This window comes from Kitasatospora sp. NPDC005751, from assembly GCF_040630835.1.
Classification (GTDB): Bacteria; Actinomycetota; Actinomycetes; order Streptomycetales; family Streptomycetaceae; genus Kitasatospora.
The window spans coordinates 1-10,919 of record NZ_JBEXYC010000103.1 but is presented as its reverse complement, the minus strand read 5'-3'; the positions used below and the strand labels follow the sequence as shown (position 1 = coordinate 10,919).

The 10,919-nt window shown below is 76.8% G+C and carries 2 protein-coding genes; both read right to left on the bottom strand.

What is annotated here, in order from left to right:
* Positions 1-1,850 (bottom strand): type I polyketide synthase (locus ABZ497_RS35690; protein ID WP_359812025.1); only part of this gene is annotated, 1,850 nt, incomplete at its 3' end.
* Between the two features lie 105 nt (positions 1,851-1,955).
* Positions 1,956-10,889, bottom strand: coding sequence for an SDR family NAD(P)-dependent oxidoreductase (locus ABZ497_RS35685; protein WP_359812022.1), 8,934 nt, complete (start codon positions 10,887-10,889; stop codon positions 1,956-1,958).
* Positions 10,890-10,919 lie beyond the last annotated feature (30 nt).

The following is a 10,919-nucleotide window of genomic DNA, read 5'->3' as shown; positions in this document are numbered from 1 at the left end:
GAGGCCAGCAGCCGGAACAGCGCCACCTCCAGCGCGAACAGCGCCGGCTGCGCCAACCCCGTACGACCCAGCCCCTCACCCGAGGCGACGACCTCGGCCACCGGCGCGTCGAGCACCGCGCACACCTCGTCGAACGCCTCCCGGAACACCGGGAACGCCCCGTACAACTCCCGCCCCATCCCGACCCGCTGACCGCCCTGGCCCGCGAACAGGAACCCCACACCCGCCCGCACCGCACCCGCTCCGGCAGTGACCACATCCGAGCCCAGCACCACCGCCCGGTGATCCAGCACCGCCCTCGACGTCGCCAACGACCACCCGACATCCACCGGATCGGCGTCACCCGAGGAGGCCAGCTCCGCCACCCGGGCCACCTGCCCGCCCAGCGCCTCCGCCGAGCGCGCCGACACCACCCACGGCACCACCGGCATCGCCGCCCGGTCACCGCCCACCGCGACCGCCGCCGGATCCCCCTCCTCGAGGATCACATGCGCGTTCGTACCACTGATCCCGAACGAGGAGACACCGGCGCGACGCGGACGGTCACCCGGGAACCACTCCCGGGCCTCGCCCAGCAACTCCACCGCCCCGGCCGACCAGTCGATGAACGGCGACGGTTCCTTCGCGTACAGGCTCCGGGGCAGTTCCCCGTGCTGCATCGCCAGCACCATCTTGATCACGCCGGCCATCCCCGCCGCGTGCTGGGTGTGGCCGATGTTCGACTTCACCGAGCCCAACCAGAGCGGCTCGCCCTCGGCACGGTCCTGGCCGTACGTCGCCAGCAGCGCGTGCGCCTCGATCGGGTCACCCAGCCGGGTGCCCGTCCCGTGCGCCTCCACCGCGTCCACGTCCGCCGCCGACAGCCCGGCGCTGGCCAGAGCCTGCCGGATCACCCGCTCCTGCGAGGGGCCGTTCGGCGCCGTCAGCCCGTTCGACGCACCGTCCTGGTTCACCGCACTGCCCCGCACCACCGCCAACACCCGATGACCCAGCCGACGGGCATCCGAGAGCCGCTCCAGCAGCAGCACCCCCACACCCTCCGACCAGCCCGCGCCGTCGGCCTCGGCCGAGAACGACTTGCAGCGGCCGTCCGGCGCGCCGACCCGCTGCCGCGAGAACTCCACGAAGGTTCGGGGGGTGGACATGACCGTGACTCCGGCGGCCACCGCGATCGGGCACTCCTCGTTGCGCAGGGCCTGCGCCGCCAGGTGCAGGGCCACCAGCGAGGAGGAGCAGGCGGTGTCGACGGTCAGGGTCGGACCGGTGAAGCCGAAGGTGTAGGCGACCCGGCCGGACATGATGCTCGGTGCGCCGCCGGTGAGGACGAGCCCCTCCACCTCGGCCGGGGTCTCGTCGACGCGGGGGCCGTACTCGTGGCCGCTCGCCCCGACGAACACCCCGGTCCGGCTGCCGTGCAGCGCCACCGGGTCGATGCCCCCGTGCTCGAAGGCCTCCCACGCCGTCTCCAGCAGCAGCCGCTGCTGCGGGTCCATGGCCAGCGCCTCCCGCGGCGAGATGCCGAAGAAGCCCGCGTCGAACAGGCTCGCGTCGTAGAGGAATCCGCCGTCCCGGGCGTAGCTGTGACCGGCGGCCTCCGGGTCGGGGTCGTAGAGCCGGTCGAGCTCCCAGTCCCGGTCGGTGGGCAGCCCGCCGATGGCGTCGACGCCGTCGGCGACCAGCTGCCACAGGTCCTCGGGCGAGCCGACCCCGCCGGGGAACCGGCAGGCCATGCCGACGATGGCGATGGGCTCGTTCGCCTTCTCCTGGACCTCTTCGAGCTGCCTCCGCACGTCACGCGCGTCGGCGATCGAACGCTTGAGGTATTCGCGGAGCTTGGATTCGTCGGACACGCGCGGTCACTCCCTGGTCGGTCGCATACGGCAGGCGGTGTGGAACATCGGGCGGTGGAACAGTGGGCGGCGGAAGGAAGCACACCCCTCCTCGTCCGACAAGCCCTAGGGCCGGTCCTGGTCGACCAGGGCGAACAGCTCGTCGTCGGTGGCCGCGTCGAGGTCGTCGTCGTCCCCCGCGCCGTCCGCGGCGGGCGCCGCGCAGGCGTCCAGCAGTTCCCGCAGACGGGCGGTGACGCGGCGGCGCGACTCCTCGTCGGTGAGGGCGCCCGCCAGGGAGTCGCCGACCGCCCGGAGGCCGGCCATCACCGGGTCCTCGTCGTCCTCGGGGAGCGCGAGCGCGCCGAGGATGTGGTCGGTGACCCGGGCCGGGCTGGGGTGGTCGAAGACCAGGGTCACCGGCATCCGCAGACCGCTCAGGGCGGCCAGCCGGTTGCGCAGTTCGACCGCGGTGAGCGAGTCCACGCCGAGTTCCTTGAAGGCGCGGGCGTCCCGCACCTGGGCCGGGTCGGAGTGCCCGAGGACGGCGGCGACCTGCGCGGTGACCAGGTCGAGCAGCGTGCTGCGCCGGTCCGCCCCGGACAGCCGGGCCAGGCGCTCGGCGAGGGACTGCGACCCGTCGCCGCCCGCCGCGGCGGTGCGCCGGACCACCGCGGTCCGCACCAGGTCGCGCAGCGGCGCGGGCACGCCGTCGGGGTCGGCGCGCAGGGCGCGGGTGTCGAGCCGGGCCGGGACGACCACGGGTTCGCCGGCGGCGAGCGCGGCGTCGAAGAGGGCCAGCCCCTCCTCCGCGGTCATCGGCACCAGCCCGCCGCGGGCCATCCGGGCCCGGTCGGCCTCGGCGAGGTGCCCGGTCATTCCGCTGGCCTGCTCCCACAGACCCCAGGCGAGCGAGAGCCCGGCCCGGCCGCTCGCGGCGCGGTGCGCGGCGAGGGTGTCGAGGAAGGTGTTGGCGGCGGCGTAGTTGGCCTGGCCGGCGGCGCCGTTGACGCCGGCGATGGAGGAGTAGAGGACGAACGCGGCCAGGTCGAGGTCGCGGGTGAGGTCGTGCAGGTGCCAGGCGGCGTCCAGCTTCGGCCGCAGGACGCGGTCGACCTGGGCCGCGTCGAGCGAGGTGAGCACCCCGTCGTCGAGGACCCCGGCCGCGTGGACGACGCCGGTCAGCGGGTGCTTCTCCGGGATGTCGGCCAGCAGGCCGGCCAGTGCCGCGCGGTCGGCGGTGTCGCAGGCGGCGAGGGTCACCCGGGCACCGGCCGCGCGGAGTTCGGCGGCCAGCGGGCCGGCCCCCTCGGCGGCCGCGCCGCTGCGGCTCGCCAGCAGCAGGTGCCGGACACCGTGGGCGTGCACCAGGTGGCGGGCGATCATCCCGCCGAGCAGCCCGGTGGCGCCGGTGATCAGGACGGTGCCGTCGGGGTCGAGCGCGGGCGCCACGGTCAGGACGTTCTTGCCCACGTGCCGGGCCTCGCGCAGGTGTCGGAAGGCGTCCCGGGCCCGGCGCACGTCCCAGGCCCGGAGCGGCGAGAGGGTCAGCGCGCCGGCCCGGAAGAGGTCCAGGATCTCGCGCAGCATCACCCCGATCCGCTCCGGTCCGGCGTCGACGAGGTCGTAGGCGCGGTAGGTGACGCCCGCGTGGTCGCGCGCGACGTCGGCCGCGGCCCGGATGTCGGTCTTGCCCATCTCCACGAACCGGCCGCCCGGCACGGTCAGCCGCAGCGACGCGTCGACGTACTCGCGGGCCAGCGAGTTGAGCACCACGTGGACGCCCCGGCCGCCGGTCGCGGTGCGGACGCGCTCCTCGAAGTCGAGGGACCGCGAGGAGGCGCGGTGCGCCTCGTCGACACCGAGGTCACGGAGCACCCCCTGCTTGGCGGGGCTCGTGGTGCCGTAGACCTCCGCCCCGAGGTGGCGGGCCAGTTGGACGGCGGCCATGCCGACGCCGCCGGTGGCCGCGTGGATCAGCACCCGCTCCCCGGCCCGCAGCCCGGCGAGGTCCACCAGCCCGTAGTAGGCGGTGAGGTGGACGACCGGGACGGACGCGGCCTCCGCGAAGGACCAGCCCTCCGGCATCGGGGCGATCATGCGCCGGTCGGCGACGGCCACCGGGCCGAAGGCGTGGAAGAACATCCCGACCACCCGGTCCCCGGGCGCGAACTCGGTGACGTCCGGAGCCACTTCGGTGACGATGCCGGCCCCTTCGCTGCCGAGGACGACCTCGCCCGGGTACATCCCGAGGGCCATGAGGACGTCCCGGAAGTTCAGCCCGGCCGCCCGGACGGCGACCCGGACCTGGCCCGGCTCCAGCGGCCGGTCGGCGGTGTCGGCGGGCACCAGCGCCAGGCTGTCCAGCGTGCCGACCTCGGGGATCTCCAGCCGCCAGGCGGCGGAGTCCGGCACCGGGAGGGCCGGCCGGCTCGCCGCCGGGACGAGCCGGGGGACGAAGCACTCGGCGCCGCGCAGCACCAGCTGGGGCTCACCGGTGGCCAGCGCGGCGGGCAGCGACCGGGCGGCGGCCTCGCCGTCGAGGTCGACCAGCCGGAACCGCCCGGGGTTCTCGGTCCGGGCGGTCGCCAGCAGGCCGCGGACACCGGCCTGGGCCGGGTCGCCGGCGAGGGAGTCGACCGTCAGTACGACGAGTTCGGTGCCCTCCAGCCGCTCGTCCGCGAGCCAGGACCGGACGAGGTCGAGCGTCCGGTGCACGGCTCGGCGGGCGGCGTCGGCGACACCCGCTCCGGTGTCCGCCCGGTCCGCCGGCAGGTCCGCGGGCGCCAGGACGACGGCCGGGCGGGGGCCGGCCGACGCGGCCAGGGCCGCCGGGTCGGGGAAGGAGGCCGGCCGGCCCAGCTCGGCGGGCCACCAGGCCGGCAGCTCACCGAGCACGGCCCAGCCGGTGGTGTCGGGGTCCGTCGGCGCGGGCCGCAGCGGCACCAGGTCGACCAGGTGCAGCGCGTCGGGCGTCCCCGCCCCGGCGGCGAGCGCCGCGCGGGCGGCGGGCCGCAGGACCAGCGAGTCGACGGTCAGCACCGGCGCGCCGGTGCCGTCGGCGAGCGCCACCGACACCGCGTCGGCGCCGACCGGGCTGATCCGGGCACGGACCCGGGTGGCGCCGGAGGCGTGCACCCGCACGCCCTGCCAGGCGAACGGCAGTCCGCCCTCCCGGTCGTCGACGAGCAGCAGGGGGTGCAGCGCGCTGTCGAACAGGCCCGGGTGCACGAGGTGCCCGTCGGGCTGCTCGCCCTCCAGCACGGCCTCGGCGTAGAGGTCCTCGCCCAGCCGCCAGAGCCGGCGCAGCCCGCGGAAGCCCGGTCCGTACCGGTAGCCGTCGGCGGCGAGCCGCTCGTACGCCCCGTCGAGGTCCACCTCGGCGGCACCGACGGGCGGCCAGGCGCGCAGCTCGACCGGGGCGCCGCCGGTCGAGCCGAGTACGGCCTCGACGTGGTCGGTCCACGGCGGTGCGGCCTCGTCCGTCCCGGTGCGGGAGTGGACGCTCACCCGGCGGCGGCCCTCCTCGTCGGCCGGTGACACCACGGCCCGGACCAGGACGCCGCCGCGCTCCGGCACGACCAGCGGGGCGGTGATGGTCACCTCCTCCAGGCAGGGTGCGCCGACCCGGTCGCCGATCGCGGTCAGCAGGTCGGCGAAGGCCGTCCCGGGTACCAGGACGCGGTCGAACACGGTGTGGTCGGCCAGCCACGGCCGGGTGTCCAGGGCGAGCCGCCCGGTCAGGACCAGCCCGCCGTCCGGCAGGTCGACGGCCGTCCCGACCAGCGGGTGGCCGGTGCCGGCCAGCCCGGCGGCGGTGACGTCGGTGGCGGCGGTGACGGGGCCGAGCCAGAACCGCTCGCGCTGGAACGGGTAGGTGGGCAGGTCGACCGGCCGGCCGGGGACGGCGCCGAGCGGGCGCGTCCAGTCCACCGGGACCCCGCGCACGTACAGTTCGGCGGCGCTGCCCAGGAACTGGTCGAGGCCGCCCCGGTCGCGCCGGAGCGATCCGGTGACCGCGACCGCGGGCCGGTCGCCGCTCTCGGCCCGGTCGCGGATCCCGACGGTGAGCACCGGGTGCGGGCTGCACTCCACGAACACGCCGTGCCCGGTGGCCAGCAGCTCGCCGACCACCTCGTCGAGGCGGACGGTGCGGCGGAGGTTCTCGTACCAGTAGGCGGCGCCCATCTCCGCCGTGTCGAGCCGGCCTCCGGTGACGGTGGACCACATCGGCACGGTGCCGGAGACCGGGGCGACCGGGCCGAGTTCGGCGAGCAGCCGCTCCCGGAGCGGCTCGACCTGGACGGAGTGCGACCCGTAGTCGACGGGGATCCGCCGCACCTGGACGTCCGCCGCGAGCAGCTCGGCCTCGAAGGCGTCCAGCGCGTCGACCCAGCCGGACACCACGGTCGCGCGCGGTCCGTTCACCGCGGCGACCGAGAGCCGGCCGTCCCGGCCGGCCAGGGCGGCCGTCACCTCGGCCTCGGGCAGCGGGACGGACAGCATGCCGCCCGAGCCGGCCAGTTCGGTCAGGGCCCGGCTGCGCAGCACCACGATCCGGGCGGCGTCCGCGAGCGAGAGGCCGCCCGCCACGTGGGCGGCCGCGATCTCGCCCTGGGAGTGCCCGACCACGGCGGCGGGGTGGACGCCCAGCGAGCGCCAGAGCTCCGCCAGCGACACCATCACCGCGAACAGCGCGGGCTGCACCACGTCGACCCGGTCCAGCGAGGGAGCGTCCTCGGCGCCCGTCACGACCGCCAGCACCGACCAGCCGGTGAGCTCGCCGATCGCCCGGTCGCACGCCCGCAGGGCCTGCGCGAACACCGGTGCGGTGACAACCAGTTCACGGGCCATTCCGACCCACTGGGAGCCCTGGCCGGGGAAGACGAACACCACGTCGCCGGGTTCCTCGGTCCGTTCGCCGAGCACCGCCCGGGCGTGCGGCTCCCCGGCGGCCACGGCCCGCAGGGTCGTCCGCAGGTCCTCGGCGCCGTCGCCGAGCACCACGGCGCGGTGCTCGAACTCCGACCGGGTGGCGAGCAGGGCCGCGGCGACCTGCGCCGGGTCGTCCGCCGGTCGGTCGGCGAGCAGGCCTGCCTGGGCCCGCAGGGCCGGCAGGCTCCGGGCCGAGAGCACCCACGGCACGACGCCCGGGGCCCGGACGGCGGCCGGGGCGACGGGGACGGCGGGCACCGCGGCGGGCGGCTGCTCGATGATCACGTGGGCGTTGGTGCCGCTGATGCCGAAGGACGAGACCGCGCCGCGCCGGGCCGCGCCGCCGGCCGGCCAGGGCCGGCTGCCCGCGAGCAGCTCCACCCCGCCCGCCGTCCAGTCCACGTGCGGGGACGGGTCGTCGGCGTACAGGCTCCGGGGCAGCACCTCGTGCCGCAGCGCCATGACCAGCTTGATGATGCCGGCGACGCCGGCGGCGGCCTGGGTGTGCCCGAGGTTGGACTTCACCGAGCCGAGGTAGAGCGGCCGGTCCGCGTCCCGGTCCCGGCCGTAGGTGGCCAGCAGGGCCTCCGCCTCGATCGGGTCGCCGAGCCGGGTGCCGGTCCCGTGCGCCTCGACCACGTCCACGTCGGCCGGGGTCAGCCCGGCGTTCGCCAGCGCCTGCCGGATCACCCGCTGCTGCGACGGGCCGTTCGGAGCGGTCAGGCCGTTGGACGCGCCGTCCTGGTTGACCGCCGAGCCGCGCACCACCGCGAGCACCTGGTGCCCGTTGCGCCGGGCGTCCGACAGCCGCTCCAGGACGAGCACCCCGACGCCCTCGGACCAGCCGACGCCGTCGGCCGCGGCCGAGAACGGCTTGGACCGGCCGTCGGGGGCCAAGCCGCGCTGGCGGGCGAACTCGACGAAGGTGCCGGGCGTCGACATCACGGTGACGCCGCCGGCCAGGGCCATCGTGCACTCCCCCGCCCGCAGCGCCTGCGCGGCGAGGTGCACCGCCACCAGGGACGAGGAGCAGGCGGTGTCCACCGTGATCGCCGGGCCGGTCAGACCGAAGGCGTAGGAGAGCCGGCCGGACAGCACGCTGCCGGTGTTGCCGGTCAGCAGGATGCCTTCGAGGTCCTCCGGCATCCGGTCCACGCTGGGCGCGTAGTCGTGGTACATCTGCCCGGCGAACACGCCGGTCCGGCTGCCGCGCAGGGTGGCCGGGTCGATCCCGGCACGCTCCAGCGACTCCCAGGCCGTCTCCAGCAGCAGGCGCTGCTGCGGGTCCATGCCCAGGGCCTCGCGCGGCGAGATGTCGAAGAACGCGGCGTCGAAGTCGGCGGCGCCGTGCAGGAAGCCGCCGCCGGTCGCGTAGGTGTGACCGGGCCGCTCGGGGTCCGGGTCGTACAGGTCCGCCGGCCAGCCCCGGTCCTGCGGGAAGCCGGACACCACGTCGCGCTCCTCGGCGACGACCCGCCACAGGGCCTCCGGGGAGTCCACCTCACCGGGGTAGCGGCAGGCCATCGCGACGATGGCGATCGGCTCGTCGGCCGTGGCCCGGTCCGGCCGGCCCGGCGCCTCCTCGGCCGCGGGCTCGCCGGTCAGCTCGGCCAGCAGGTGGGCGACCACCGCCCGGGGCGTCGGGTAGTCGAAGACCAGCGTGGTCGGCACCCGCGAGCCGAGCGCCGCGGCCAGGCCGTTGCGGAGCTCGACGGCGGTCAGCGAGTCCAGCCCGAGGCTCTGGAAGGTCCGGTCCAGGTCGAGGGCGTCGGCGTCGGCGTGGCCGAGCACGGCGGCGGTGGTGTCCCGCACCAGCCCGGTCACGGCGGCCGCGCGGTCGGCGACCGGCAGCGCCGCCGCACCGGCGAGCGGGCCGGCGGCGGCGCCGCGCCGCGCCGGGGTTCCGGCGCGGAGCAGGCCGCGCAGCAGCGGCGGCACCGGGCCGCCCGGGACGGCGGCGGAGTCGAAGCGCATCGGCACCACCAGCGCGCGGTTCTGCCGCACCGCCAGGTCGAACAGCCGCACCCCCGTGTCGTGCGGCAGCGGGAGCACGCCCGTCCGGGCCATCCGCGCCATGTCGGTGTCCGTCAGGCTCTCGGCCATGCCGCCGGCCTGGGCCCACAGGCCCCAGGCCAGGGAGGTGGCCGGCAGGCCGTGCCGGACGCGGTGCTCGGCCAGCGCGTCGAGGAAGGCGTTGGCGGCCGAGTAGTTGGCCTGGCCGGCCGCGCCGATCTGGGCCGAGACCGAGGAGTAGAGCACGAAGGCGGTGAGGTCCAGCTCCCGGGTCGCCTCGTGCAGCGCCCACGCGGCGTCGACCTTGGGCCGGAGGACGGCGTCCACCCGCTCCGCGGTCAGGGCGGTGACGATGCCGTCGTCCAGCACACCGGCGGCGTGCACCACCGCCCGTACCGGATGCGCGGCCGGGACGTCGCGCAGCACGGCGTCCAGGGCCGCCCGGTCGGCGGCGTCGCAGGCGGCGACGGTCACCTCGGCCCCCAGCTCGGCGAGTTCGTCCCGCAGCAGGGCCGCCGACGGGGCCGCCGGGCCGCTGCGGCTCAGGACCAGCAGCCGCCGGACGCCGTGGACGCGGACCAGGTGCCGGGCCAGCGAAGCGCCCAGCTCGCCGGTGCCGCCGGTGAGCAGCAGCGTCCCCTCCGGGTCGAACCGGAGCTCCGGCGCGTCCGCCGCGGGCGCCAGCCGGGCCAGCCGCGGCGCCAGGACGACGCCGTCGCGCAGCGCCAGTTCCGGCTCGGCCACGTCGGGCAGCGGCAGCGCCGCCGGGCCGGGCCGGCCGGTCACCGCGACGATCCTGAACCGACCCGGGTGCTCGGTGCTCGCCGACCGGAGCAGCCCGCGCACGCCCGCCGCGGCCACATCGGTCTCGTCGAGCACGAAGGCCAGGCAGGCATCGGCGAACCGCTCCTGCGCCAGCCAGCCCTGGACCAGTCGGAGCGCCCCCCGGGTCAGCTCGTGGGCCGAGGCGACGACGTCCGCGCCACCGGCGGGCACCGACACCGTGACGAGCGCCGGCACCGGACCGGACAGCGCGGCCGGATCGGCGTCCCAGGCCAGCTCGACCTGGTCAGCGGCCTCGGCCCCGGCCGTCCCGACCGGGGTCCAGTCCACCTGGAAGAGGTGCCTGGCGGCGGCGTCGGCGGGGCCGCGTGCCTCGCGCCAGGTGAGCGAGTCGACGGTCAGCACCGGCCGGCCGGCCGCGTCGGCGAGGTGCAGGGCCACCGCGTCGGGCCCCACCGGGGTGATCCGGACCCGCAGCCGGCCGGTCCCGGTCGCGTGGACCTCCACGCCCTGCCAGGCGAACGGCAGCAGGCGCGGGCCGTCCCCGGTGGTGGCGCCCGGCAGCCACGGGTGCAGGGCGGCGTCGAGCAGCGCGGGGTGGACGACGAAGGCCTCCTCGGCGGGCGCGGCCCGCTCGACCTCGGCGCAGAGGTCCGCACCGGCCCGCCAGAGCCGCCGCAGCCCGCGGAAGGCCGGTCCGTAGGCGTAGCCGTGCTCGGCCAGCCGCCGGTAGACGTCCGTCGTGTCGACCTCGACCGCCTCCGGCGGCGGCCACGCCCCGGCGGCCGACGGCTCGGCGACGGCCCGGCCGAGCAGACCGCTCGCGTTGCGCGTCCACTCGTCCTCGGCGTCGGCCCGCGAGTCGACGGCGATGTCCCGGCGCCCGGCGGCGTCCTCGGCCGACACGGTCACCCGGATCAGAGCGACGCCGTGCTCGGCGAGGGGCAGCGGCGCGGTCACCGTCAGGTCCTCGATCCGAGGCGCGCCGACGCGGTCACCGGCCGCGACGGCCAGCTCGACGAAGGCCGCCCCGGGGAGCAGCAGTCCTCCGGGCACCACGTGGTCGGCCAGCCAGGGGTGGGTGGCGAGGGAGATCCGCCCGGTCAGCAGCGCTCCGCCGTCCGGGAGTTCGACGACGGCGGCGAGCAGCGGATGGGCCGCGTCGGTGAGTCCGGCGGAGGCGACGTCACCCGCGACGGGCTCCAGCCAGTAGCGCTCGCGCTCGAAGGCGTAGGTCGGCAGCTCGACCAGACGCGGGTCATGACCCGCGAACAGCGCCGGCCAGTCGACGTCCGTACCGTGGACGAAGGCGTGCGCGAGGGCCGTCACCGCCTGGCGGGCCTCCGGCCGGTCCCCGCG